This is a genomic window from Campylobacter sp. P091 (genome assembly GCF_002138935.1).
GTDB classification, from domain to species: Bacteria; Campylobacterota; Campylobacteria; order Campylobacterales; family Campylobacteraceae; genus Campylobacter; species Campylobacter devanensis.
This window is the reverse complement of record NZ_MJKZ01000001.1, coordinates 34,158-60,224: the sequence shown is the minus strand read 5'-3', so window position 1 is coordinate 60,224 and position 26,067 is coordinate 34,158. Positions and strand designations below refer to the sequence as shown.

The following is a 26,067-nucleotide window of genomic DNA, read 5'->3' as shown; positions in this document are numbered from 1 at the left end:
ATTTGAGACTTAAATACAAGTCTCAAATTAATACTAAATTTTAAATCAAATCTTTTCTAGCTTGCCCAATAGCATTAAGCAAATAATCCACATCATCTAAACTATGAGACCAATGCAAACTCACACGCAACCAGCCTGGCTTAAAACTTAAAGGTTCATCATCTTTTAATCCCAATAAATCATGACCATATGGCCCAGCACATGAACATCCAGCACGACTTTGAATTCCAAATTTTTTACTTAAAACCTGAGCTAAATCAAAAGGTGAAATACCTTTAATATTAAAAGCAAAAATAGCTAGCCTTTCTAAATTTTTAGGCACATAATCTATCACACCTTTTATATTAGAAAGCCCTAGCTCAAATTTATCCATAAGCAAAGTCTTTTGCTCATTTATAAACTCTAAACCAACCCTATTTCTAAGCTCAAATGCTAAATATGCTCTAACTAACTGAGTGATCGCTGGGGTTCCAGCATCTTCAATTTTCTCTATATCTTCTAGATAATGAATACTTTTTTTACTGACATAGCCTACTGTTCCACCAGCTGAAAATGTCGGTAAATTTGAGCTAAATAGCGACTTTCTAATTGCTAAAATACCACAACTCCCAACACCGCCAAGCAGCTTATGTGGCGAGATAAATATCGCATCGCAAAGCGAGCTATCTACATTTTCATAAGCAATAAGACTTGAGGCATCTACAGCAATTATAACGCCATATCGCTTAGCAGCTGCATTTAGCATAGCCAAATTTGTCTTTATACCAGTTACATTTGAAGCAGCGCTTATGCTAATTATGATTTTTCTATTAGCATTAATTTTTAAAATTTTATCAAGCTCACCCCAGTGAAGCCCACCATCTCTAGCCAATGGAATACGAACTACCTCACACATCCCAGTTCTATAACTAATCTCATTACTATGATGTTCATAAGGTCCTACAATCACAAGTGGTAAAGATTTTTTAATACTATCAAAATCAATATTTAAAGCCATTTTAGTTGCTGGTGGGATATAAATTCCCATTATCTCTTGAAATTTTTTAATCGCAGCACTACTACCTTGCCCGCATGGTAAAAGCAAAAAATCACTTTGTAATCTTAGTAATCTTTTTATTCCAGTACGTGCATTTTCATAGTAGTTTGTAGTAATATTAGAACATTCACTGCACTCGCTATGTGTATTAGCATAGGTTTGAAGCATTCGCCTAATTTCATCTTCAATTGGTATATACCCAAGCCCACTAGCTGTCCAGTCAAAATAATAAATCCCATCTTTTAATATGATATTTTGGCGAATTTTATCGATATTCAATGGCTTTTTCCTAGATTTTTTATCTTATTATACTAAATTTTTACCAAATATAAATTTATACTACATTTTGAGCTTTAAAATCTGCTAGTCGTTTTTTAGCTCGTTGAGTTATTAACTCGTCCATATCATAGTATTCAAATGTAGCTCCATGCTGCATTGTTCCATCTAAAATATCACCAGCTTGACGGTTTTTTAAATCAATTTTAGCTACAACAAATCCATCAAGCGTCTGAGCAAATTCATTTAATCTACTTGGAATACTTGCGAGCTTAGTATACAAATAACACCAACCTCGCCCACCATTTCTACCAACCCTACCACGCAGCTGATGAAGTGAAGCAAGTCCTAACTTTTCAGGACCTACAATGACGATAGTTGAAAGCCGTGGAAGAGAGATTCCAACCTCAACAATAGTCGTAGCTAATAAAATATTTCCATCATTTGCAAACTGTTCTAAGATATCATCTTTTTGCTTATCTTTACCATGTGTTACATAGACTTTTTGAAATTTATTTAACCAAAATGGTGCAGCTACACTTAGACTTTGATAATTGCTTACCTCGCTCTCTTCTACTAGCGGATAAACAATGATCGTCTGTTTATTTTGTGATATTTGCTCTTTGATATGTTCTAAAAGTGCGCCAAATCCACTATTTTGAATAATATGTGTGCTAATTTGCTTAGCAAATGGAATCTCTTTTAAAAAGCTAAAGCTTACTAATTCAGACTCAATGAGTGAAAGCGTTCTAGGAATTGGTGTGGCGCTAAACTGTAAAAAATGCGCCCTTAAGCTCTCATCGCGCGTTAATTCATCTATTTTTTGTCTTTGAATAGAACCAAATCTATGCTGCTCATCAATCATTATAAGAGTACTTTTTGGAAGCTCTTGATATAGTAAAGCATGAGTACCAATGATCAAATCTGCGTCATTTAAATTTACATTTTTTGCCCCTTTTTGTAGATATTTTACTCTCACAAAATTAGGCAAAAGCCTCATAGCCTCGCTATAAAGCTGTGTAGCTAAAATAGTTGTAGGTGCCATCAAAATCGAGCGGTTTGGATAATTAAGTAGTGCTGCGCCCAAGATTACCAAAGTCTTACCACTTCCTACATCACCCATTACTACACGCTTTGCTGCTATACTTTTAGCTAAATCTTCCTTAATATCTTCTAATGCTTTTATCTGATCGCTTGTAGGAATGAAAGGCAATGAGCTAAGCCAATGCGTGATATTATAGGGCTTAATAGCAGTGGCCTTAAAAAGCACCTTTTTAGCACTAAGCTTTTTTAGATAATTATAAATTTCAATAAATTTAAGTGTATCTAGCTGTTTATTATTTAAATTCATAACCGAATTTAAAGCCTCATCGCTAAGTTCATGTAAGGCTAAAATTTGCCTAGCCTCATCATCATTTAATCCTTGAGATTTTAAGGATTCTAAATTTATATATTTTTTGATTAAATTTTGAATTTGGTTGTCTTTTAATGCTCTTTTATAATGTGGAATAATCTGGCCAACTTTTGTAATAATTTTAGGATTACTAAACTGCCAAAGCCCATTATATAATACGGATTTACCATGGATATAGAGTCTTTTGCCACGCTTAAAAGAGGCGTAATGCCATGGCCTAGCATTAAATATCACAATAGAAACATCACACTCCCATGAGATACAATAGGCCAAAATACTAAGCATCGTAGGACGAGTTATAGATGATTTAATCTCAATTTCTACACTATTTTCACCGATACTTGGCTCATTTTTAACACGCAAATCATCAAAGCTTTTAGGCAAAATCAAAGCTAGATCAAGTAAACTTGCGATACCTAGCTCTTTTAACTCCTTGTACTCCACTATTTTGGCTCGCTATATAGACAACTATACAAGCACGCAATACTAAGACAATTAAGCTCTTCAAGGCTAGCTATAAACTCGTTTAGCTCCTTTTGCTTTAGTGATTTAATACGCTCTAAATTTAGATCAAATTCGCCCAAATCATAGCCTTGATAATACTCTTTTTGAGCTATTGCAAGACGCTTAAACATCGTCTCTTTTCTAAGTGGCTCACTACCAAGCAAGAAATTTCTAGCTGCATTTAACTCTTTTTGAGTTACGCCCTTTTTGACAAATTTGGCAATCTGACTTTTTATTAGATGTATAGCTTTATCTTTATTCTCATTTTTAGTCTGCAAATATCCACTCATTGAATTATAGCTAAGATTTAAATTAGCCGAACAATATACGCTATATGCTAGTCCTCGCTTTACACGAATCTCTTCCATAAGCCTAGATCCAAATCCACTACTACCTAGAATAAACATTGCTACACTCAGCTTATATCTATCTTCTAAAGCAAATTTAAGCGGTGAGCCAAAATATATATAAGCCTGCTGGCTTGGTCTAGAAATTATCTCTTCTCTTTGTTCAATGCTAACTTCTACAGGACTTAACTCTCTAACCTCTCCAACTTTTAATACATCAGCTAATCTATCAAATTTAACTCTCTCAAGCGCTATATCACCGCCTAAAACTATAAACATATTTTCTAAATTTAAACTATTTTCTATAAACTCTTTAATATCGCCAAGCTCAATTTGAGCGATACTTTCAGGTGTGCCGATACTAGGCGCAGCTAAGCGTGAGTTTGGATATAAAATTGCTTTTAATGCATTGCTTGCTTGATAATCAAAATCACTGTTATTTGAAGCAATTATACCAAGTGTCTGGGTTTTTAGTTTTTTTAGGATATTTTTATCATAATTTGGCTGAGCTAGTAATTCTAACAGCATATCAAAACCATATTCAAAATGTTCACTTAAACACTCTAAGCTAATTTCAAAAGTCTCATATCCAGCGCTAGCACTAAGTAAAATCGCACGCATATCAAGCGCCCTATTAAACTCATTACTACCTAGTCTTTTACTACCTTCACTTAGCAATTCAGCAGCCATTGTAGCTATGCCATGTTTTTTTTCATTGCAACTTCCAGCCACCTTAAAGACAAGCTTAATTCCAACAAGTGGCAATTCGCTACTATGTTCATAGATTAGAGCAATATCACTATTAGCGATTTTTAAATTTAATCTTTCCACTATTTTACCTCATTTAGATAGTATTTTATTTGCTCTTTTCTTAAAATTCTTATATAATTTGTACTACCAATTTTGCCAGCTGGATAGCCTGCTGTAAGCGTATAGGTGGCTTCATCGCTTATTAAATTTGCATCTTTTAATCCTTTTATGGTGTTGGCTAAAAGCAGATTTAACTGATTTTGTGGCACAACTAAACTTGGAGTTACACCCCAAACAATAGTCAAACTTCTAGCCACGCTCTCATCATGAGTTACAGCAATTATTGGCATAGTTGGACGATTACGAGCCATCTTAATAGCGCTTGAACCACTACTAGTAATTGAAATAATAGCATTTGCACCTATTCTTTGAGCCAAATGCGAACTAGCACTTGCTACCATATCAGTTTCATCAGCAAATTCAAACTCATCAAATTTACCATATGGATATATAAGCTCACTTTGGACTATTGTTGCACTCATAGACTTAACCACTGCTACCGGATTTATACCTACAGCGCTCTCCTCGCTTAGCATAACAGCATCAGTCCCATCTAATACAGCGTTTGCTACATCGCTTATTTCAGCTCTTGTTGCACTTTGACTCTTTGCCATTGAGAGCATCATTTGTGTAGCAGTAATTACTGGGCGGTTTGCGGCATTAGCCTTTTTAATAATTAGCTTTTGAATGGTTGGAACTTTATAGTATGGCACCTCAATACCAAGATCTCCACGAGCAACCATAATTCCATCACTAGCTTCTATTATGCTATCAATATTTTCTACTGCATCAAATTTCTCTATTTTTGCAAATACCTTAGCACTTGAGCCAAACTCTTTTAATATAGCTTTAGCATTTATAATATCATTTGCATTTTGCACAAAACTAATAGCAACAAAATCTACTCCATTTTGTGCTCCAAATAACATATCAGCTCTATCTTTTTGAGTAATAACATCGATATTTAGTTTAGTATTTGGGAAATTTACCCCTTTATTTGAACTTAGTATGCCATCATTTTCTATTACAGTTTCAATCATATCTGGCAGACATTTTACTACCTTAGCCTTTATCATTCCATCATATAAATATATATATTCACCCTCTTTTAACAAGGATAAAATTTGAGGCTGATTTATGCTAAGTTCATAAATTTCTCCATTTTTGCGGCCAATTATACTCTCTTTTAATACATTTAATCTATCACCTGCTTTTAACTCAAATGGTTCATTTAATGTACCAATTCGAATTTTTGGTCCGCAGATATCTTGAAGTATTCCAACCCTGATTCCTAAGGCATTTGAAGCCTCTTTTATCTTAGTAATTGTAGATTGATGATATTCATGCGTTCCATGTGAGAAGTTTAGTCTAAATACATTTACTCCCTCTATAATTAAAGATTTAATAACCTCAATAGAATCACTAGATGGGCCAATTGTTGCTACGATTTTTGTTTTTTTCATATTTACTCCTAAGTTTTGGTAATTATACCAAATTTAAGGATAAATGATGAGAATTTTGGCAGAATTTAGGCGGATTTCTCCGCCTGATATTAGTCAAATAGCTCTTCGTTTAGCTTAGCTTCGTTGAAGTTCCTACCTAGATATTCACAAACTTCACGAACATCCCTTAATGCATTGCCAAGACAGCTAGTAGCCCCTGGACTTGGTGTCATATTAAAAATTATACCAGTTTTTGGATTAATGCTTGCCTCACCTAGCATTAGCTTTTTCTCAGTTTTATTTAAAACTTGTGGGCGAACGCCGCCAAAACCTTTAGCATAATAGATATCATTTGTAGTTAGGCTTGGGACGATTTTTCTAGCATCTTTTACAAATAGCTTTTTATTAAGATATGGTACTTCAAATAAGAAATTACGTAAGACATAGTTACGAATTTCACTATCTTTAAATAGATCAAACAAGATACCGGCAATAGCTGTGTCAAAATTTAAAGTCTTACAAAAGTCAAGGAAGCTACCCCAATTCTCATGATATCTCTCTAGTTTAGGTAGCGCCAAAGCCGTAGGGCCAAATCTCGTACAACCATCAGCTAAGATATCAGGGTCACCATGAAGCGCAGCAAATGGAAGTTTTGGATTTTGCACCATATAAACTTTACCATTTAGAAGTTTTTGCTTAGTTAAATAAAAGCTACCAGCTACTGGCAAGCAACCAAAGTCTAGACCATAGCCCATTTTATGTGCTAAATATAATGAATGAGCACCTGCATTTACTACAACAAAATCAGCACTAATTGATAAGCCATTTGCGGTTTGGATATAGTATTTATCACCATTGCGGTAAATTTCATCTACTCTTGAATTTAAATATACATCGCATTCGCTTTTATCTTTTTTAGCATTTTCTATAAATGTAGTTGTAAATGCACCATAATCAACTGTAGTATATTCTCCACTTTTTACACCCATACCAACTACATTTTCAGCTCTATGAGTACCATCACTATTTAAAATAATTTTTGGCTCAATTTTAGCTAATTCAGCCTTATCATAAAACTCTAAATATGGATAAAGCTCTTTAAATTCCTCATATCTATTTTTAATATAATCTACCTCGACATCGCCTACGCCAATTGCCATTTTTTGACCATCAAACATATATTTACCTTGATAGCCGTGCTGCAAACCGTATTTTACTACCATTCTAGCAGTTTTGCTTACCTTTTGAGCTTTTTCAAATGTATAGTTTGTCTCTATATCACCACAATGTACAGTCTGCGAATTAGCTGTTCCTTTTGAATTTAACGTAGCAAGACCGCCGTACTTTTCTACCAATGCAATATTTTTAACATCTGTATATCTTGCTAATTCATATAGTAGCGCACCACCACTGATACCACCACCGACTATCACCACCTCGTAGTGTTTTTCTTTCATCCTTAACTCCTAAGACAATTTTTGAATTCCATAGTATATATTAATAAAACTTAAAGATAACAAAATAAAAATAGTAAATTACAATATTTATAAATTTATCAGTTTATATGTTACAAATTTACTCTAATAAATATTAAATTTTTCTTTTATTGTCTCTTGATCAAATCCGCTAGCAATACAAAGCATTAAAAGCACCCTAGCCTTTTGTGCATTAAGCGAATCACTAAGGATAAAATTTAACTTATTAAAATCTAACTCATCTCCACTAATTATGCCACTATTTGTACGGCTTGAGATTACTACTATCGCTCCTTTAGAATTTGCAAATTTCAGCGCATGAAGCATATTTGGACTTAGGTTGCCATTGCCAAGAGCTGCGCAGATTATACCCTTTGCACCTAAATTTAAAGCGCTATAGACAGCCCCACCGCTAGCCCCTGCGTAATCATAGACTATCTCTACGCATGGTAAATTTTGTAAGCTTGATAGATCTTCACAAAATTTAGCACTAAACTCGCTTTGCATCGTATGGCGTCTAAGACTTTTGGTATAAAATACCACCTTGCCATAATGTGCAATTCCGCATTTACCGCAATTTGGTGAAGCAAAGGCATTTAATGCTGTTGTATTTGTTTTTATAATCTCACGAGCTAGGTGAATCTCATCATTTATCACCACCAGCACACCCATATTAGCACTATTTTTACAAGCTGCAACACTTATAGCATTATATAAATTCATCGCTCCATCGCTACTTAAGGAGTTTGCACTTCGCATAGCTGCAGTTATTACTACTGGTTTTTGGCTTTTTATGGTTAAAGTCAAAAAATACCCACTCTCTTCAAGCGTATCAGTTCCATGAGTTATAACTAACGCATCTATTTTATCATTAGCCAATAACTCATTTGCCCTATGTGAGAGTTTAAGCCAAATTTTTTCATTCATATCTTGAGAACCGATATTACAAATCTGCTCTGCACTAATATCGGCTATACTTTTTAACTCATTAAATTCGCTTAAAATCTCATTAATACCAAATTTGGCACTCTCATATACTGAATTTATCGGCCCAGTACTAGCACCAGCGATTGTTCCACCAGTAGCTAAGATTGCTATCTTTTTCACTGCGTATCTATCTCATCGTAGCTTTGAGTATATGGTAAGGTTTTTGAAGTTTTTGCCCCAAGCTTTTTGAGCATTTCAAATTTACTTATTAAATTTCCACGCCCTTGATAAAGCGTAATTTTACCATCTTCAATAACCTTACTCATAGCAATTATTTGATTTTCTAATCTCTCATAATTTTTAATAAATACATCAAATTTATCATATATTTTTCCAGCTTCAGCAAAGATTTTCATTGCATTTTCATCACTTTTTAAATTACGCCAACATATATAGACGGTTTTTAGCGCCATAAGAAGTGTAAGTGGAGTAGTTATAAATACACCTTTTTCATAGGCATATTCATATAAGCTACTATCAGCACCAAGTCCTACAAACAGCATATTATCATTAGGAATAAACATAAATACATACTCATAATTTTTACTATCTAAAAATGTGTAATTTTTAGAACTTAAATTATCAATATGATTTTTTATATCCTTTGCTAATGCTTTAGCATAAGCCTCCTTGGTGCTATCATCTGTAGCATTATGGTATTCATTATAATTAACCAATGAGCATTTAGCGTCTATTATTGCATGCTTACTTTCATCAAATTTAACTACCACATCTAGATATTTTTGATTTCCATTTTCATCTTTGCAAGCTACTTGCCTATCATAGTTTTGACCCAAAATCAACCCACTACTTTGCAATACACTATCAAGCTGAATTTCTCCCCAGTTACCAAGTAGTTTTTTATTACTCTTTAATGCATCGGCTAAATTTTGCGCTTGCGTCATCACCCCTTTTGTTTCACTTTTTAAATTTTCAAAATTTACTTTAAAGGCGCTATTTATCTCTATATTTGACTTTTGATATTTACTTATCTCATCTTTTAAAGGAGCGATTAAACTCTCTAAAATCTTAGCTGAACTCTCAGTCATCTCTTTGCTACTTAAATTTAGCAAATTCTCGCTCATCTGTTTAGTTTTTAGATCAAAATACTCCCTAGTTTTATTATCTAACTCATCTTGACGAGCCTTTAGTTGAGCATTTGTCTCATTTGCATTTTCTAATTTTGTTGTTAATTCTGTAATCTTTTGTATATTTTGTATATTTTTCTCTTGAAGCTCTTTATTTTCATCTTTTGCGCTATTTAACTCTTGCTCTTTTATATTTAAATTTGCATTTACATCACTCAATCTTTGACCTAAAGCACTTAATTGACCACTCTTTTTAAATAGCATAAATCCCAACCAAAAGCTTGCGCTAGCAATTACTGCAATCACTCCACTTAAAATCTCAACCATCGCATTCTCCATATAAGAAAAAACCTAAGCCTTTTCTTATTAAATTTAGATTTTTTTAAGGAATTCGCATTTTAGAACTACTGTCCCAACGCCATTTATTTTGCACTCTACCTCACCATCCTTGCTAGTTAGCTTGATATTTTTAATTGTTGTGCCACGTTTAATAGTACTGCTTGCACCTTTGACTTTTAAATCTTTAATAACTGTAACGCTATCGCCTGCGTTTAACTCTATACCATTTGAATCTTTTGCCATATTCACTCCCTTAGTTGAATTAAGAGCAAATTATAGCTAGTTAATGCTTAAATTTCACAACCTAAAAATGATAAATTTGGATATAAAATTTATCTTAAATTTAATAAATTTAGTAAATTTATGATACAATCTAGCCATTTTTTTAAATAGGATAGAATCTATGGATATTAGAAAAGAGTATTTAGAGTTTTTTAAAAGCAAAGGACACGAAGTAGTTGCTTCTTCAGCCTTGGTTCCTGATGATGCAACCTTGCTTTTTACAAACGCTGGAATGGTTCCATTTAAGAGTATATTTACTGGGGATGTACCACGCCCTAATCCACCAATTCGTACTAGTTGTCAAACTTGTATTAGAGCTGGAGGCAAACACAACGATTTAGATAATGTAGGCTATACAGCCAGACATCATACATTTTTTGAAATGTTAGGAAATTTTAGCTTTGGTGAATATTTTAAAACTGAAGCGATTGCCTATGCTTGGGAGTTTGTAACTGAAATTTTAAAACTACCAAAAGATAGATTATATGTAACTGTACATGAAAACGATGATGAGGCTTATGAAATTTGGCAAAAACATATCCAAAAAGAGAGAATTTATAAATTTGGTGATAAGGATAACTTCTGGGCAATGGGAGATACTGGACCTTGTGGACCATGTAGCGAGATATTTTATGACCAAGGCGCTGAACACTTTAATAGTGATGAAGATTATATGGGTGGCGATGGTGATAGATTTTTAGAAATTTGGAATCTTGTATTTATGCAGTTTGAAAGAAGTAGCGATGGAACTATGACGCCACTACCAAAACCTAGCATCGATACTGGAATGGGGCTTGAGAGAGTTACAGCTATTAAAGAGGGCAAATTTAGCAACTATGATAGTTCACTATTTATGCCACTTATCAACGAAGTAGCTAAGATTGCAAATTTAACCTATGAATATGAAAGTGGTGCAAGCTTTAGAGTTATTAGCGATCATATCAGATCGGTTGTATTTTTGCTAGCTCAAGGCGTAAATTTTGATAAAGAAGGTCGTGGATATGTCTTAAGAAGAATTCTAAGACGAGCCCTAAGGCATGGATATCTTCTTGGCATAAAAGAGCCATTTATGTATAGACTTGTAGACAAAGTAGTAGAATTAATGGGTGGTCACTATGAATATCTAAACGATAAAAAGGAGTATGTAAAAGAGCTAATTAAGCTTGAAGAAGAGAGATTTTTAGCTACTATTGCTGCTGGATTAGATCTATTTAGTGAAGAACTTGCTAAAACTAAAGATATTTTTAGTGGCGAAGTAGCGTTTAAGCTTTATGATACTTATGGTTTTCCGCTAGATCTAACTGCAGATATGTTAAGAGAAAAAGGCTTAAGTGTAGATGCTACTAAATTTGATACTTTAATGAGTGAACAAAAAGCAAGAGCAAAAGCTAGCTGGAAAGGGAGTGGCGATGCGGCTAAGGAGAGTGGGGATTTTAAAGAACTACTTGAAAAATTTGGCAAAAATGAATTTATCGGATATGAGAGCCTAAGCTCAACTAGCCGTGTTCTAGCTCTGCTTAATAGTGAATTTAAAATCACCAATAAATTAAGCACTGGCGAAAGCGGATATATAATGCTTGATAAAACTCCATTTTATGCTCAAAGCGGTGGACAATGTGGAGATAGTGGCAAAATAAATGATAACAAAGTTTTAGATACTAAAAAATATTTTGAACTAAATTTAAGCCAAATTCAAGTAAGTTCTACTATTAGCGTAGGTGACGAAGTAGAGTGCAAAGTAAGCCCAAATAGATTAGAAATCCGTCGTCACCACTCAGCCACACACCTACTTCACGCAGCACTTAGAAGCGTTTTAGGCTCACATATATCTCAAGCTGGAAGTAGCGTAGAGGCTGATAAATTAAGATTTGACTTTAGTCATCCAAAACCTGTAAGTAGTGATGAGTTAGCCCAAATTGAAAAATTTGTAAATGACCAAATCCAAGCAGGCGCTAAAGCAAAAGTAGAAATAATGGATATAAACTCAGCTAAAAATAGTGGAGCTATAGCACTCTTTGGTGAAAAATATGGCGATGAAGTGCGTGTTTTAACTTTGGGCTGTTCTAAGGAGCTATGTGGTGGCACTCATGTTGAAAATATCAATGAAATAGGTAGTTTTTTTATTACCAAAGAGAGCGGTGTAAGTGCTGGAGTTAGGCGTATTGAGGCGGTTTGTTCTCGTGCTGCACTAAACTACGCAAATGAGCTAAGAAACGAGCTTGAAGAGATTAAAGCTAGTTTAAAAGGCGCTAGTCCAATTGCTGCTATTGCTAAGTTAAAAGATGAGATAAAATCTCTTCAAAATGAGATAAAAAATGCCACTTCATCAGTAGAGCTAAGCTCTAAGCTTATAAATGGCATTAATGTAGTTGTTGATGAATTTAATGGTGATATCAAGGCAAAAATTGATGAAATAAAAAATAAATTTGATAGTGTTGTAATATTTTTAGCTAGTGCCAAAGATGGCAAGGTAATGCTAGCAGCTGGATCTAAAAATTGCAATATAAAAGCTGGAGAATTAGTAAAAGCAATTGCCCCAATTGTAGGCGGAGGCGGAGGTGGAAGAGATGATTTTGCCACTGCTGGAGGCAAAGATATAAACAAAATATCAAATGCCTTAGAAGAAGCTAACAAATTAATTAAGAGTAAACTTTGAACGCTTTAAATAGTTCATTTGCTAGACTTGACCAGATTGCGCCATTTATGCATATTAGTGTTGCAGCGCTTTTTATTGCTTTACAAATTACGGTAGTAGTTTGTGGTCATTACTGCTTTAAGGATATTGAGCAAAATCCACATCGCTATAAGCTAATTTTAAAGGAATTTAATAAATTTCTTTTTAGCGCCTTAGCGATAGTGGCATTTTTAGGCTTTGGCGGAATGTTTATGTCTTATGGAGAACGATTTCCAATTGGCGATCCAATGGTCGAAGCAATTGTTAAAACTAAGCTAGCAATTTTAGCATTTATTGGGGCAAATTTAGCATATATTTGGTATAAATTTCGTCAAGCCAAAGAGGCGTTTTTAAAAGATGATATGCTTATGAGTCATGAAAATTTAGTTTTGATAATATATTATTTTACCCCTTTAAATATCGTTTTATCATTTATTAATATCTATCTTGGTGTTACTTTTAGAGGATTTTTATGATAGTTTTAGCATCTAGCTCAGCTAGTAGAGCGATGATTTTGCGTGAATATGGTGTTGAGTTTATTCAAGTTAGCCTAGATTATGATGAAGAATTTGACACAAATTTACCACCAGCAAAATATGCTATGAGTATCGTAAATAACAAAGCCAAGCAATTTTTTGATAAATTTAAAAACCAGTATGAGCGTGTTCTTTTTGCTGATAGTAGCGTAACAGCTTGCGGAAAAATTCTTGGTAAGGCCACAGATGAAGCGCACGCTAGATATATGCTAGAGTTGCAAAGCGGAAATTTGACTAGCGTCTATACTGCTATGAAGTTTATTAGCCCAAATATCTCTATTGATATGCTAAGTATTGCAAGCTATAAATTTACTAAATTTAATTCATCTCATTTAAATGAATACATAGCTAGTGGATTATGGAAAGATAAAGCTGGAGCGATGATGATAGAAGGATTTAATAAAATATATATAGAACAAGAAAGCGGCAACAAACCCACAGCCATGGGGCTAGATATTATAAATTTAAAGGCATTTTTATGAAATATATTTTCAACCTAATTATAATTTTAGCATTAGCTAGCGTGGCTGGAATTATATATTTTTACTCTCAAATTAAGATTGATATATCTAAAATTGTAGATTACAATCCAAAATTAACTACTCATATTTATGATAAAAATGGTGATTTAGTAGCCTATATTTTTGATGAAGAAAATAGACAATACGCTAAATTTAGCGAAATTCCGCCACGCATTATAGAAGCACTCATTGCTATAGAAGATACAGCATTTTTTGAACATGGCGGGATAAATTATGAAGCAATTTTTAGAGCAGCAATTAAAGATATTCAAGCAATGTCTTTAGTTGAAGGAGCCTCAACCCTAACTCAACAACTAGTCAAAAATATGCTCTTAACACGTGAGAAAAAATTTACTCGTAAACTAAAAGAGCTAATAATCTCTTACGAAGTTGAGTACACTCTAACTAAAGAACAGATAATTGAGCGATATTTAAACCAGGTATATTTTGGTCACGGATATTATGGGATTAAGACTGCTGCGCTTGGATATTTTAAAAAAAATCTTGATGAACTAAGCTTAAAAGAGATATCTATGCTAGTGGGCCTACCAAAAGCACCTAGCAGCTATGATCCTACAAGACATTTAGATCTATCTCTCTCAAGAGCAAATAATGTACTGCTAAGAATGCACAATATAGGTTGGATAACAACCAAAGAGTATCAAGACGCTATAAAAGAGACGCCAAAAATCTATGATCAAACCCTAACCCAAAACAAAGCTCCATATCTAGTAGATGAGACTATAAAGCAATTAGCCCCTCTATATCCTGATATACGATATGGTGGATATAAAATCACTTTAAATGCTGATTTAAAAGTACAAGAGATAGCACAAAATGCACTTAAATTTGGCTATAACGAAATCCTAAAACGCAATAAAGACGCAAATACCACAGTATTAAATGGCGCAATGATCGTCACCAATCCTACTAATGGAGATATACTAGCTTTAGTAGGCGGTGTAGATTATGCCAAAAGCAACTTTAACCGTGCTACACAAAGCTCTCGCCAGCCTGGTTCTAGTTTTAAACCATTTATATATCAAATTGCTTTAAACCAAGGATTATCCCCGCAAAGCAAAATAGCTGATATATCTAGAATTTATGAAGGAGTAAATAAAAATAACAAAGAAGATCAAGACTGGAAGCCTAAAAACTTTAGTGGCAATTTTAAAGGCTTAATCACTTTAAATGATGCATTAAAACAATCGCGTAATCTTGCTACAATAAATCTTTTAAATTCTATTGGCCTTGATGTAGTTCAAAAAGATTTAGAGAATTTTGGTTTTAAAGATATTCCTAATAATCTATCAATTGCACTTGGAAGCTTTGGGGTTAGTCTTATGGATTATAGCGAACAATACTCGATATTCCCAGGACTTGGTACTAGACATGAGACTAGACTAATTAATTTTGTAGAGAACAAAAATGGTGAGATATTTAAATTTGAGCCAAAAAGCAGCGAGATTATCAAACCAGAACAAGCATATCTAATGATTAAAATGCTTCAAGATGTTGTAAATAATGGAACTGGTCGCTCAGCAAAAGTTGATGGAATTGAACTAGCAGGAAAAACCGGAACTACAAATGAGAGTGTAGATGCATGGTTTTGCGGTTTTGGCCCTGAGATTCAAGTATTAATATGGTATGGAAATGACAATAACACTCCGATGCGCTATGTCGAGGGTGGCTCTAGAACAGCAGCACCAGTATTTAAACAATTTATGCAAGACTTTATCGCTGAATATCCACAAACTAAACGCAAATTTGATATGCCTCCTGGTGTGTATCGTAGAGTTTATAACGGAGTAGATGCACTATATACAACTACTTCTCCGCTACCAAAAGAACAAAATAATATCCTAGAAAAACAAGATAGAGAAGGAATAATTTTTTAGTTTGTTAGAGTATAAATTTGATAACTTCAAATTTATACTCTAATTATTTATAGCATAAGTAATTAAAGCTAGTTTTGTAAAAATTTAAATGATAGTAGTATATTAAGGCAAATTTAAAAATTACTTTTTACTATTTGCTACTTTAAATATTCTTGTATGGCTATCTGATTTTGATAAACTTAGTCTTATTATAGAATTTTCTAATGCCTTTAACGAATGAGGTATAAATGCAGGCAATGTAATCATATCAAATTCATTCATAACCAAAATCTTGCCACTCATTTCAAATTCAATACCACCACGAAGCACTTGAACTATAATCGCATTTGGAGCCATATGCTCTTTCATAACCGCATCTTTAGCCATAGTTATGCGAATTTCCTTGCTAAATTCACTCTCGCAAAGCATAGCAGTCTTAACACCATCAAAAATATTAAAATTAAAAATAATTTTTTCCACAGAAAGTCCAAAATAATGATTAAAAATTGAGATAAAGAAGAAGCCCCAAAAAAAAAGGGGCGAAATTGCAACAAAAATTACTTTTTAAGCTCTTTAATTCTAGCAGCTTTACCACGTCTATCACGTAGATAGAATAGTTTAGAACGTCTTACACGACCCCTACGTAGCACTGTAATACTCTCTAAGCTATCGCTATAAATAGGGAAAATTCTCTCTACACCAACGCTATTAGCACCGATTTTGCGAATGATGAAAGTCTCACCAGTACCACTACCACGGCGAGCTATACAAACGCCTTCAAAGTTTTGAATTCTGCTTTTGTCGCCTTCTTTGATGTGGATAGCAATTCTCAAAGTATCACCAGCACGAAAGTCAGGCACAGACTTAGTCGCGATTTGAGCATTTTCAAATGCTTCAATATATTTATTTCTCATCTTTTTTCCTTAAAGTTTGGCGATTTAAGAGTTTGATACAAATCAGGGCGAAAAAACCGAGTTTTGCAAAGCGCCATATGATTTTTTAAAGCGTTGATTATACTATGATTACCCTTTAAAAAAGCTGAAGGCACAGGTGAGCCATTAAAAATATTTGGCTTTGTAAAGCTTGGAGCCTCTAAAATTCCATCTTCAAAACTCTCAATATCTAATGAATTTACATTACCTAAAACCCCGGCAATATTGCGGCTAATAGCATCACAAAGACTCATAGCAGCAAGCTCACCACCAGTTAAAATAAAATCCCCTATGCAAAAAACCTCATTTACTCTACTCTCGATAACACGTTCATCTATACCCTCGTATCTACCACAAATAAAACTAATATTTTCTAGCTTCGCAAGTCTCTTAGCGTCATTTTGATTAAATTTTTTACCGGCTGGAGTGAGATAAATTACATGCGTCTGCCCTATACTATCAATCGCATCACAAAGTGGTTGTGCACTCATCAAAAGCCCAGCCCCACCACCAACCATATACTCATCAACTTTTTTATGTTTATTTTGAGTAAAATCTCGTGGGTTTATACAATTGATCTCTATTAATCCACTTGTCTGAGCTCTGCCAAGTATAGAATCGCTAAAATATGGCGTAACTAAATTTGGAAATAAGGTTATAAAGTTAAATTTCATAAGCTAAGAATTAAGCAATATATCCATAGAGTTTTTTACATCTACTCTTTTGCTGTTAATATCAATCTTAATAATAAAATTATCTTGATATGGTATATAAAACTGCTTTGCAAGTCCTTTGTTAATAAGTTCTGTGCTAGTCTTAATATCAAATAAAAATCCAGCCCCAACTTCTAAAATATCGTCAATTTTACCAAGCAAAATCTCGCCCTCATAAACCATAGAATCTATGATATCAAAATAAAAATACTCATCTTTTTTAAGCTTACAACTCTTTTTAGTATCTTCTACAGTACGGTATAAAACTCGATTTACAAGCCCTTTTGCTGCTTCAATACTCTCAAATCCATCAAATATTACAAGCGAATTAGAAGGTTCATAGCTCTTAATAGATAAAATATTACCAAACTTATCATAAAATTTAGCACCTTTTTTATACTGCTCCATGAAATCACTACGGTTATGAAGCTTTAAAGCTCCCTTTAATCCTACGGTTTTACCAAGTATGCAAACCTCTACTAAATCACTCTTCAATAGCTTTTACCGTAATTCTATATGAAGTTGGATCTTTGGCTTTATAGCCTATAACTACGGTTTTGATAGCATTTATCATTTTGCCATCTTTACCGATTAATTTTCCAGTATCGACCCTACTAGCATAGATAATAATCTCATCGAAGTTTTCACCTAAATTTATCCGCTCTGTGCGGATAATATCAGGTGAATCACTTATAAGTTTAGCATACTCTTTTAAAAAATCTTCAACCATTATTTTGTAATTTGAGCGACTCTATCGCTTAGTTTAGCGCCAACACTTTTCCAATATGCAAGTCTCTGGGCATCAAATTTAATCACTTCTGGCTCTACCATTGGATTGTAATAACCAATACTTTCAATCCAACCACTATCACGTCTTTTTCTACTATCAGTTACTACGATACGATAAAATGGTCTTTTTTTACGTCCCATTCTTGTTAATCTAACTACTGTTGCCATCTTTTTCTCCTAAAATATTTTTTATAAGGCTTAGTTATAGCTAAATTCATAGCCATAAATAAACCCTAACTTATTTAGGGCGGTTAGCGTTTGCCAACATATTTGCAAAGCCTTTCATACTATCTTTATTAGAGAATTTTTTAGCCAACTTTGCAGCACTACTAAACTGCTTTAAAAATCTATTTACAGTCATTTGGTCAAGTCCAGCACCAGCAGCAATTCTACGCTTTCTAGCATTATTTAATAGATCTGGATTCTCTCTTTCTTTTGGAGTCATTGAGCTTATCATCGCTTTTATATGTTTAATCTGCTCTGAATTATCTAAATCAATATCTTTTAACTGATTTGCCATAGAACTCATACCAGGAATCATTCCTAAGATTCCTTTCATGCTTCCAAGTTTTTTAACACTCTCAAGCTGAGCTATAAAATCATTAAAATTAAACTCACCTTTTTTAATCTTTTTATTGAGCTTTTTGGCCTCTTTTTCATCTATGATTGTAGAAGCTTTCTCAGCTAAAGTCGCCAAATCGCCCTCGCCTAAAATTCTGCCAACGATTCTATCAGGGATAAAACTCTCAAGATCGGCCACTTTTTCACCCACACCGACAAATCTAAGCGGAATTCCTACCTGATGTGCTATACCTATAGCTACACCGCCTTTTGTATCGGCATCAAATTTACTTAAAATCACCCCAGTAATGCCAAGAGCCTCATTAAAACTAGTAGCAGTGCGTACGCCATCTTGCCCACTCATCGCATCTGCAACATAAAAAATTTCATCTGGATTTAATACAGATTTTACCTCTTTTAATTCACTCATTAATGCTTCATCTATTGCCAAGCGACCAGCGGTATCAACTAAAAGTACATCATAAAGACCATCTTTTGCTTTTTTTAATGCTTCCTTAGCTACATTTACTGGATTATTTTCGCCATCGATACTAAAAAGCTCGATCTCATTTGCGCTACAAAGCTGTCTAAGCTGTTCTACTGCTGCTAAACGCTGCAAGTCGGCTGCAGCTACTAAAACACGTTTTTTACGTGCTTTTAGGTAGCTTGCTAATTTTATAGTTGTTGTGGTTTTACCACCACCTTGTAAGCCGGCCATTAACACAACTGTTGGAGGGTTTGAAGCAAACACAAATCCGCTACCTTTATTACCATCATTTGGAGCGGTTAAAATATTCGTTAAATTAGTTTTTATACTATCTAAAAACTGCTTTTGGCCTATAGTGCCCTTTTTCATATCAGCTTCTACAAGACTTACAAGTTCTTTTGTCACCTTGTGATAAACATCAGCCTTTAACAGCGACTTTTTCAGCGTCTCAAGCGCATTTTTTAATGCCTTTTCATCATCGACAAATTTAAGTTTATTTACAGCTGATTTTAGCGATTCGCCAATAAGTTCAAACACTATATACCTTTTAAATTTGATTAAAATTGCTAATTATACCCTAAATTTCTTTAACTTTCTTTAATTGCTTAACTATACTTATACCTTTATAACAGATATTTTATGTAATACATAGATGCAAACTAGTACTAAAACAAATATGTAAAGCATAAAATTGGCTATAAAATATTAAATTAATTTTTTAAAAGCACTTCATTATAGACTACTTTATAAACTTAGCGGTTCTTTAACAGTTACCACCAAGCAAAAAATAATTAATAATTATATCTCTTGCTAAGTTTAAAACCTAGATAGAAATTTAATAAAACATACTTTCAAAATAACAATTATTTTACATAGACTTTATATTCAGTATATCCTCTAATATCCATCTGATCATATGGGATAAACTCTAATGAAGCACCATTAATACAATATCTAAGCCCTCCTTTATCAATTGGCCCATCATCAAATACATGACCTAAATGGCTGCCGCTCTGTCTTGATGTGACCTCTATTCGTTCCATTCCATGACTTAAATCCCTATGATAACTAGCCGCATCAGTTGTAATTGGCTTTGTAAAGCTAGGCCACCCACATCCAGCATCATATTTATCGCTAGAGCTAAAAAGCGGTTTTTTACTTACAATATCTACATATATACCACGCTCATCAAATTTATCATACTGACTATTATATGGTCGCTCAGTGGCCTTTTCTTGTGTTACTTTAAATGCTAAATCGCTTAACTTTTCTTTTAATTCAGATAGGCTTGGAATTGTAAATTTGCTTTCATCATATAGTGGTTTGCTAGCCAAATTTAAATCAATATGGCAATAACCATTTGGATTTTTATCTAAATATTTTTGGTGATATTCTTCTGCTTTTATATAATTCTTAAGTGGCTCTATCTCAACTGCAATTGGTTTAGTAAATTTAGCCTGTTTACGACTGATAAAATTCTCTATAACACTCTTTAGCTTATCATCACTATAATATATACCAGTGCGATACTGCCTACCTATATCGTTGCCTTGTTTATTGATAGAAAATGGATCAATAATACGAAAATAATGCTCTAAAATTTCATTAATATCAACCCTATTAGCATCAAATTTAAGCCTAACAACTTCTGCGTGATCTGTACGAGCAATCTGATTATAGCTAGTTTGGTCACTTATGCCATTAGCATAACCTACTTCGCTATATACCACTCCATTAATAAGATCAAAATATCCCTGAGTCCCCCAAAAACACCCACCACCTAGATATATCTCTGTTAAATTTTCCATACTATTGCCTTTTGGATTAGCCATTAATGTAAGTGCGGCCAATATCATTGTAATTATATATTTTATCATTATAACTCCTTAAAAGCGGATGATTTTAACAAAACTTGTACAATAAAATATAAATATAAAATTATAAAAAATAAGCTAAATCAATACTTTGCAAAGCTCTAAAAGAGCTTTGCTATATGTAACCCTATAAACGAAACCAAATAAGCAGCAAATGTAGTAAAAATGAATAGATAAGCTATATATTTATATCCGCCAGCCTCTTTGCCAAAGACAATTGTAGCAGCCAAACAAGGATTATATAACATCACAAATAGCACATACGCCACAGCCACCTCAATCGGTATAGCTTCTTGAATTTTTTGTATTAATCCATCGTTATTTTCATCTACTTCGCCACCTAACGAATACAATACACCCATTGTAGATATCGCAACCTCCTTAGCTGCTAAACCACTAACAATAGAAACACTCAATCTCCAATCAAACTCCAACGGAGCAAAAAATGGCTCAATAAATTTGCCCACCTTTCCTAAATAGCTATTTTCTATTAAGATATTTTCTAATTCATTAGATAATCTCTCTTTGTCTTCATCAGTTGCGGCTATCTCTATTTTTTGTTCATAAATCTCTTTAGTAGAGTCTTGAAACGGAAAACTACTAGCAAACCATATAAGCACAGCTGCAGCTAGAATGAAGGTACCGGCCTTTTTGATATACATTTTAGCTTTGTTATAGACCATAAACCAAATGAGCTTCCAATTTGGCATTCTATATTTTGGCATCTCAACAACAAAAGGCTCATCAGGGCCTTTAAATGCCGTCATACGCAAAACCTTAGCCGCTATAAGCCCTAAAATCGCACCAAAAATATATATACCAAATAGCCAATTTCCAGCTTGAGCTTTTGGGGCAAAAGCACCTATAAATAGCACATATACAGGCAACCTAGCACCACAACTCATAAAATTAATTATGAAAAGAGTAAGCAAGCGGTCTTTTTCGTTTTTGAGAGTTCTTGTAGCCATAAATGCTGGGACAGAACACCCAAATCCAGTCACCAATGGGATAAAGCTTTTACCATGCAAGCCAAATTTATGAAAAAATCCATCTAACAAAAATGAAACCCTAGACATATATCCAGTAGTCTCCAAAAGCGCAATTCCAAAAAATAGTATCATAATATTTGGCAAAAATAGTATCACAGACCCAACCCCACCTATGATGCCATCAGCCAATAACGATGCCAAAAGCTCACTACTCACACTCTCTTTAACCATATCACCCAACGCCACATATCCAGCTTCAATATAGTCCATAGGCACCGCACCAAGAGTAAATGTAAGCTGAAATATCAACCACATAAAAAACAAAAATATCGGAATCCCAATATATTTGTTTATCAAAATTTTATCAATCATCCTAGTATAATTAATCTCTTTAGGCTTATGATATTTCACGCTCTCAGCGATCGCACCATTGACAAAATTACTACACTCTTGCATAAATATCTCACTTATAGATTGAGTTTTGTAGTGGATATATAGGTTATTGTGAGCTGTCTGGATCACCTTTGATAGCTCTATCCAAATGGGCTTATCGTGTAAATACTTATAAATTTGATTATCTTGCTTTAACAAAGCTATCGCTATATCTTTATTGCTTAATTTTAACTCTTTTATATTTGTATCATTTTTAGATTCTAAAAATTGCGAAATATCATCTATCTCTTTTTCAATCGCATCACTATAAATTCGCTTATTTGGGATATATGGTGATTTGTAAATTTCTATTATCCGTTCTATCAACTCATTTAAATTTGATTTTAAACTAGCAGATACTGATACGCAAGGCACTCCAAGGAGATTTTCAAATTTCTTAGCATCTATATTTATCCCCTCTTTTGATGCTTCATCGCTCATATTGAGAGCTAAAATCATCTTTTTATTTCTCTCCATAATTTGGGTAGTCAAGATCAAATTGCGCTCTAAATTTGTAGAATCTACCACATTTATGATGATATCATAATCATTTTTATTGATAAAATCTTTAGTTATCCTCTCTTCAAGCGAGTAATCATTAATAGAGTAAGTTCCAGGAAGATCTATAATCTTAATATCATAATCTTTATACTTAAAATTTGCTTCAGATTTTTCAACTGTCACACCGGGGAAATTCCCAACCTTCAAATGCGATCCACTAAGTGAATTTATAAGTAGAGTTTTACCTACATTTGGTTGACCTACAAGTGCGATTTTAATAATCTTTTTCATCTAAATTCTCTCCACCTCAATACTCTTTGCCTCATCATATCTTAGCATCAAGCACATTCTATTACACTCAATCAAGATAGTCGAACTCCCCAATGAACTCTCTATCTTTTTAATAATTTTGAATTTAGATAGCCCTAAACTAAAAAACCTCTCAAGCAATCTCTCAGTTACATTAAAATTTAAAATTTTAGCCATTTGACCATTTTCTAAAAGATCCAAAGTCATTAAAATCTCCAATAATGAAATTTATTATCAATTATAGTGAAATATACATTAAAGTTTTATTAAAAATAGTGGTTGTGTTGCAGAATTAAATTTTTGAATTACTAATACATATGCACAACTACAAGATAGCTTAATACTAATATAAATAAGATTTTAAACTAAAAATATTTAACAATATTTATTAAATAAAATTAATCTATTATTGTCTAGAACAGCTTAAATTTTATTCCTATAATAATTGTATTTGTTGTGTTATCTGGCGTATAATAGAATATTTTTTAATGCTACAATTTAGGTATTATAAATAAAATATAATTAAAAGAAAAATTTATTTAATTTTTACAAAAGGATAATCTTACTGATTAAGCTTAAAAGGTTAAATTTGGTTTCTAACAGCTATGTTTTTTTAAAATCTAAGAAAGAAACTTGGATAAAAGTAAATAAAGAGTATTAATCCTATTTAATTACAAAATGGCCTCCCCAATAGGATTCGAACCTATGGCCTCAGAATTAGGAATTCTGCACTCTATCCTGCTGAGCTATGAGGAGCAAACTCCGCCGAAGCGGAGAAAATCAAAATGTATTAACCATTTCTCTTTTTGATAATTTCATCAGATACATTTTTAGGAACTTCTTCATAGTGATCAAATTCCATTGAGTATGATGCACGGCCTTGAGTTTGACTTCTTAAATCTGTAGAATAACCAAACATTTCAGCAAGCGGACAGAATGCAGTAACGATTTTATTACCACCTCTTTCATCCATTGAGCTAATTTGACCACGGCGTCTATTTAAGTCACCAATTACATCACCCATATACTCTTCTGGAGTCTCTACTTCGACTTTCATCATAGGTTCTAGAATTACAGCACCAGCTTTTTTCGCACCCTCTTTAAAGCCCATAGACGCAGCTAGTTTAAATGCCATCTCAGATGAATCCACCTCGTGGTAGCTACCATCAAATAGCGTAACCTTAACATCCTCAACAGGATATCCTGCTAATACACCGCTTTGAAGTGCTTCATTACAACCTTTTTCAACAGCTGGGATATACTCTTTTGGTACAACCCCACCTTTAATATCATTAACAAATTCAAATCCGCTACCTGGTTCAAGTGGCTCAAGGCGTAAAAATACATGACCATATTGACCACGACCACCTGATTGTTTAGCGTATTTATACTCTTGCTCAACTGTCTTTTTGATAGTTTCACGATAAGCAACTTGAGGCTGACCAACTTCAGCTTCAACCTTAAATTCTCTTAGCATCCTATCAACAATAATTTCAAGGTGTAATTCACCCATACCAGCGATGATTGTTTGGCCGCTTTCTTCATCAGTGCTAACTCTAAAGCTTGGATCTTCTTGAGCTAATTTGCCTAGAGCTATACCCATTTTTTCTTGGTCTGCTTTTGTTTTTGGCTCAACAGCGACACTAATAACTGGCTCTGGGAAGTCCATTCTCTCAAGGATAACTTTATCTTTTTCACTAGCTAAAGTATCACCTGTTAAAGTATCTTTAAGACCAACTACAGCACCAATCTCACCAGCGTAAAGAACTTTAATCTCTTCACGCTTATTTGAATGCATTTTTAATAGACGGCCGATTCTCTCTTTTTTATCTTTTGTTGAGTTATAAGCATAACTTCCACTCTCAAGTTGGCCTCTATAAACCCTTACGAATGTAAGTTGTCCAACAAATGGGTCAGTCATAATCTTAAATGCAAGACCAGCAAATTCGCCATCATCTGTACTATCTACAACTACTTCGGTACCATCTTCAAGCTCACCTCTAATAGCTTCAACTTCATCTGGAGCTGGTAAGTAATCAACAACTGCATCTAGAAGTGGTTGAACACCTTTATTTTTAAATGAAGTACCACAAACCATAGGAATAATACTCATAGATAGACAACCAGCTTTGATACCTTTTTTAATCTCTTCAATAGTTAACTCTTCGCCACCAAAGAATTTTTCCATTAGAGCATCATCAGTCTCAGCTACAGCTTCAATCATTTTATTGCGATACTCTTCAGCTTTTTCTACAAGATCAGCTGGAATATCTTTGACTACAAAATCAGTTGGTTTTGTATCATCTTCCCAAACAAGTGCTTTCATAGTAATTAGATCTACAACACCCTTAAACTCATCTTCAGCGCCAATTGGAATTTGGATAGGCACTGGATTTGCTTTTAAGCGGTTTTTGATCTGCTCTTCAACATTATAGAAGTTAGCACCGATTCTATCCATTTTATTTACATAAACCATTCTTGGAACACGGTATTTATTAGCTTGTCTCCATACTGTTTCACTTTGAGGTTGAACCCCACCAACAGCACAAAATACAGCTACAGCACCATCTAGAACACGCATAGAACGCTCAACTTCAATAGTAAAATCAACGTGTCCCGGAGTGTCTATAAGGTTGATTTGATGGTTTTTCCAAAAACAAGTAGTCGCAGCAGAAGTAATCGTAATACCGCGCTCTTTTTCTTGTTCCATCCAGTCCATAGTAGCAGCACCATCATGGACCTCACCAATCTTATGGCTCATACCTGTAAAAAATAGAATTCTCTCACTAGTTGTAGTTTTACCAGCATCGATATGCGCAGCGATACCGATATTTCTAACCATATTTAATGGAGTTTTTCTTGACATAAGCTC

The 26,067-nt window shown here is 33.8% G+C and carries 23 protein-coding genes and 1 tRNA gene; 4 read left to right on the top strand and 20 right to left on the bottom strand.

Annotated features, from left to right (window positions below):
- Positions 1 to 40 precede the first annotated feature (40 nt).
- From CIGNP91_RS00310 to CIGNP91_RS00275, 8 genes are all read right to left on the bottom strand, one after another.
- Complete coding sequence (locus tag CIGNP91_RS00310; RefSeq protein WP_086253059.1) at positions 41 to 1,315, bottom strand: aminotransferase class V-fold PLP-dependent enzyme; 1,275 nt, start codon at positions 1,313 to 1,315, stop codon at positions 41 to 43.
- Between the two features lie 55 nt (positions 1,316 to 1,370).
- On the bottom strand, positions 1,371 to 3,170 hold the full coding sequence (gene recG / locus CIGNP91_RS00305; RefSeq protein WP_236848349.1) for an ATP-dependent DNA helicase RecG: 1,800 nt from the start codon (positions 3,168 to 3,170) through the stop codon (positions 1,371 to 1,373).
- Positions 3,170 to 4,408, bottom strand: a complete 1,239-nt coding sequence (locus CIGNP91_RS00300) for a M16 family metallopeptidase (protein WP_086253057.1) — start codon at positions 4,406 to 4,408, stop codon at positions 3,170 to 3,172. Before CIGNP91_RS00300 ends, recG begins: the two co-directional genes overlap by 1 nt.
- The gene (pyk, locus tag CIGNP91_RS00295; protein WP_086240183.1) at positions 4,408 to 5,850 is read right to left on the bottom strand and encodes a pyruvate kinase; all 1,443 of its coding nucleotides are present in this window, start codon (positions 5,848 to 5,850) and stop codon (positions 4,408 to 4,410) included. Before pyk ends, CIGNP91_RS00300 begins: the two co-directional genes overlap by 1 nt.
- An 89-nt stretch (positions 5,851 to 5,939) precedes the next feature.
- A complete protein-coding gene (locus CIGNP91_RS00290) occupies positions 5,940 to 7,286 on the bottom strand; it encodes an FAD-dependent oxidoreductase (protein WP_086226534.1) in 1,347 nt (448 codons plus the stop codon).
- Positions 7,287 to 7,409: 123 nt separating this feature from the next.
- On the bottom strand, positions 7,410 to 8,411 hold the full coding sequence (locus tag CIGNP91_RS00285; protein ID WP_086226535.1) for an asparaginase: 1,002 nt from the start codon (positions 8,409 to 8,411) through the stop codon (positions 7,410 to 7,412).
- Positions 8,408 to 9,706, bottom strand: coding sequence for a DNA recombination protein RmuC (gene rmuC / locus CIGNP91_RS00280; RefSeq protein WP_180383188.1), 1,299 nt, complete (start codon positions 9,704 to 9,706; stop codon positions 8,408 to 8,410). Before rmuC ends, CIGNP91_RS00285 begins: the two co-directional genes overlap by 4 nt.
- 45 nt (positions 9,707 to 9,751) lie before the next feature.
- Positions 9,752 to 9,961, bottom strand: a complete 210-nt coding sequence (locus tag CIGNP91_RS00275) for an alkylphosphonate utilization protein (protein ID WP_086232370.1) — start codon at positions 9,959 to 9,961, stop codon at positions 9,752 to 9,754.
- A 160-nt stretch (positions 9,962 to 10,121) separates the two neighbouring features.
- Here CIGNP91_RS00275 and alaS point away from each other — a divergent pair, with 160 nt between their 5' ends.
- The 4 genes from alaS to CIGNP91_RS00255 are packed head-to-tail and all read left to right on the top strand — an operon-like array spanning position 10,122 to position 15,629.
- Positions 10,122 to 12,656 (top strand): alanine--tRNA ligase, encoded by a 2,535-nt coding sequence (gene alaS / locus CIGNP91_RS00270; RefSeq protein WP_086253055.1) that lies wholly within the window; start codon positions 10,122 to 10,124, stop codon positions 12,654 to 12,656.
- The gene (locus tag CIGNP91_RS00265) at positions 12,653 to 13,150 is read left to right on the top strand and encodes a hypothetical protein (protein WP_086224043.1); all 498 of its coding nucleotides are present in this window, start codon (positions 12,653 to 12,655) and stop codon (positions 13,148 to 13,150) included. Before alaS ends, CIGNP91_RS00265 begins: the two co-directional genes overlap by 4 nt.
- Positions 13,147 to 13,692, top strand: coding sequence for a septum formation inhibitor Maf (maf, locus tag CIGNP91_RS00260; protein ID WP_086253054.1), 546 nt, complete (start codon positions 13,147 to 13,149; stop codon positions 13,690 to 13,692). Before CIGNP91_RS00265 ends, maf begins: the two co-directional genes overlap by 4 nt.
- Positions 13,689 to 15,629: a transglycosylase domain-containing protein gene (locus CIGNP91_RS00255; RefSeq protein WP_086253053.1), complete on the top strand. Its 1,941-nt coding sequence runs from the start codon at positions 13,689 to 13,691 to the stop codon at positions 15,627 to 15,629. The genes maf and CIGNP91_RS00255 overlap by 4 nt, the downstream gene beginning before the upstream one ends.
- A gap of 120 nt (positions 15,630 to 15,749) precedes the next feature.
- Here the strand turns inward: CIGNP91_RS00255 and CIGNP91_RS00250 are convergent, their stop codons facing one another.
- The 12 genes from CIGNP91_RS00250 to fusA all read right to left on the bottom strand — a co-directional run bounded on the left by CIGNP91_RS00250 (position 15,750) and on the right by fusA (position 26,061).
- Complete coding sequence (locus CIGNP91_RS00250) at positions 15,750 to 16,037, bottom strand: cupin domain-containing protein (RefSeq protein ID WP_180383199.1); 288 nt, start codon at positions 16,035 to 16,037, stop codon at positions 15,750 to 15,752.
- 128 nt (positions 16,038 to 16,165) lie between these two features.
- Positions 16,166 to 16,522: a 50S ribosomal protein L19 gene (gene rplS / locus CIGNP91_RS00245; protein WP_086224039.1), complete on the bottom strand. Its 357-nt coding sequence runs from the start codon at positions 16,520 to 16,522 to the stop codon at positions 16,166 to 16,168.
- Positions 16,519 to 17,214 (bottom strand): tRNA (guanosine(37)-N1)-methyltransferase TrmD, encoded by a 696-nt coding sequence (gene trmD, locus CIGNP91_RS00240; protein ID WP_086253051.1) that lies wholly within the window; start codon positions 17,212 to 17,214, stop codon positions 16,519 to 16,521. The genes rplS and trmD overlap by 4 nt, the downstream gene beginning before the upstream one ends.
- A 3-nt stretch (positions 17,215 to 17,217) precedes the next feature.
- Complete coding sequence (gene rimM, locus CIGNP91_RS00235; protein ID WP_086253050.1) at positions 17,218 to 17,748, bottom strand: ribosome maturation factor RimM; 531 nt, start codon at positions 17,746 to 17,748, stop codon at positions 17,218 to 17,220.
- Positions 17,738 to 17,983 (bottom strand): KH domain-containing protein, encoded by a 246-nt coding sequence (locus tag CIGNP91_RS00230; RefSeq protein WP_086226545.1) that lies wholly within the window; start codon positions 17,981 to 17,983, stop codon positions 17,738 to 17,740. The genes rimM and CIGNP91_RS00230 overlap by 11 nt, the downstream gene beginning before the upstream one ends.
- Positions 17,983 to 18,210, bottom strand: coding sequence for a 30S ribosomal protein S16 (gene rpsP / locus CIGNP91_RS00225; RefSeq protein ID WP_063998335.1), 228 nt, complete (start codon positions 18,208 to 18,210; stop codon positions 17,983 to 17,985). The genes CIGNP91_RS00230 and rpsP overlap by 1 nt, the downstream gene beginning before the upstream one ends.
- Positions 18,211 to 18,280: 70 nt before the next feature.
- Entirely contained in the window at positions 18,281 to 19,627 is a 1,347-nt protein-coding gene (gene ffh, locus CIGNP91_RS00220; protein WP_086224035.1) for a signal recognition particle protein, read from the bottom strand.
- A gap of 326 nt (positions 19,628 to 19,953) precedes the next feature.
- Positions 19,954 to 20,967: a peptide-methionine (R)-S-oxide reductase MsrB gene (gene msrB / locus CIGNP91_RS00215; RefSeq protein ID WP_086253049.1), complete on the bottom strand. Its 1,014-nt coding sequence runs from the start codon at positions 20,965 to 20,967 to the stop codon at positions 19,954 to 19,956.
- 98 nt (positions 20,968 to 21,065) lie between these two features.
- Positions 21,066 to 23,177, bottom strand: a complete 2,112-nt coding sequence (gene feoB / locus CIGNP91_RS00210; RefSeq protein ID WP_086253048.1) for a ferrous iron transport protein B — start codon at positions 23,175 to 23,177, stop codon at positions 21,066 to 21,068.
- Entirely contained in the window at positions 23,178 to 23,402 is a 225-nt protein-coding gene (locus CIGNP91_RS00205) for a FeoA family protein (protein WP_086227736.1), read from the bottom strand. It lies immediately after the preceding gene.
- A 472-nt stretch (positions 23,403 to 23,874) separates the two neighbouring features.
- Positions 23,875 to 23,951, bottom strand: a tRNA-Arg gene (locus CIGNP91_RS00200).
- Positions 23,952 to 23,985: 34 nt separating this feature from the next.
- Positions 23,986 to 26,061: an elongation factor G gene (fusA, locus tag CIGNP91_RS00195; protein WP_086253047.1), complete on the bottom strand. Its 2,076-nt coding sequence runs from the start codon at positions 26,059 to 26,061 to the stop codon at positions 23,986 to 23,988.
- Positions 26,062 to 26,067 lie beyond the last annotated feature (6 nt).

Bases quoted from the DNA above. Each gene is read 5' to 3' on its own strand.
- CIGNP91_RS00255 (WP_086253053.1), top strand. From the start codon at position 13,689: ATGAAATATATTTTCAACCTAATTATAATTTTAGCATTAGCTAGCGTG.
- maf (WP_086253054.1), top strand. From the start codon at position 13,147: ATGATAGTTTTAGCATCTAGCTCAGCTAGTAGAGCGATGATTTTGCGT.
- CIGNP91_RS00290 (WP_086226534.1), bottom strand. From the start codon at position 7,286: ATGAAAGAAAAACACTACGAGGTGGTGATAGTCGGTGGTGGTATCAGT.
- alaS (WP_086253055.1), top strand. From the start codon at position 10,122: ATGGATATTAGAAAAGAGTATTTAGAGTTTTTTAAAAGCAAAGGACAC.
- rmuC (WP_180383188.1), bottom strand. From the start codon at position 9,706: ATGGTTGAGATTTTAAGTGGAGTGATTGCAGTAATTGCTAGCGCAAGC.
- msrB (WP_086253049.1), bottom strand. From the start codon at position 20,967: ATGATAAAATATATAATTACAATGATATTGGCCGCACTTACATTAATG.
- feoB (WP_086253048.1), bottom strand. From the start codon at position 23,177: ATGAAAAAGATTATTAAAATCGCACTTGTAGGTCAACCAAATGTAGGT.
- CIGNP91_RS00250 (WP_180383199.1), bottom strand. From the start codon at position 16,037: ATGCTTTGCGAGAGTGAATTTAGCAAGGAAATTCGCATAACTATGGCT.
- rpsP (WP_063998335.1), bottom strand. From the start codon at position 18,210: ATGGCAACAGTAGTTAGATTAACAAGAATGGGACGTAAAAAAAGACCA.
- rplS (WP_086224039.1), bottom strand. From the start codon at position 16,522: ATGAGAAATAAATATATTGAAGCATTTGAAAATGCTCAAATCGCGACT.
- CIGNP91_RS00275 (WP_086232370.1), bottom strand. From the start codon at position 9,961: ATGGCAAAAGATTCAAATGGTATAGAGTTAAACGCAGGCGATAGCGTT.
- CIGNP91_RS00230 (WP_086226545.1), bottom strand. From the start codon at position 17,983: ATGGTTGAAGATTTTTTAAAAGAGTATGCTAAACTTATAAGTGATTCA.
- trmD (WP_086253051.1), bottom strand. From the start codon at position 17,214: ATGAAATTTAACTTTATAACCTTATTTCCAAATTTAGTTACGCCATAT.
- CIGNP91_RS00205 (WP_086227736.1), bottom strand. From the start codon at position 23,402: ATGACTTTGGATCTTTTAGAAAATGGTCAAATGGCTAAAATTTTAAAT.
- pyk (WP_086240183.1), bottom strand. From the start codon at position 5,850: ATGAAAAAAACAAAAATCGTAGCAACAATTGGCCCATCTAGTGATTCT.
- fusA (WP_086253047.1), bottom strand. From the start codon at position 26,061: ATGTCAAGAAAAACTCCATTAAATATGGTTAGAAATATCGGTATCGCT.